This window comes from Paenirhodobacter enshiensis, assembly GCF_000740785.1.
GTDB classification, from domain to species: domain Bacteria; phylum Pseudomonadota; class Alphaproteobacteria; order Rhodobacterales; family Rhodobacteraceae; genus Rhodobacter; species Rhodobacter enshiensis.
In genome coordinates, this window is sequence record NZ_JFZB01000104.1 from 1 (window position 1) to 245 (window position 245).

Genomic DNA, 245 nt, shown 5'->3' on the forward strand with positions numbered 1-245 from the left:
TTCGTGCCTCAGTGTCAATATTTGTGTAGCCAGCTGCCTTCGCAATTGGTGTTCTATGTCATATCTAAGCATTTCACCGCTACATGACATATTCCGCTCACCTCCACTACATTCAAGACAGATAGTATCAACGGCAGTTTCCGGGTTAAGCCCGGAGATTTCACCACTGACTTACCTGCCCACCTACGCACCCTTTAAACCCAGTGAATCCGGATAACGCTTGCACCCTCCGTATTACCGCGGCT

1 rRNA gene is annotated in these 245 nt (G+C 49.0%); it reads right to left on the minus strand.

The window, feature by feature from the left end:
- Nucleotides 1-245, minus strand: a 16S ribosomal RNA gene (locus CG50_RS16080); the annotation flags it as partial.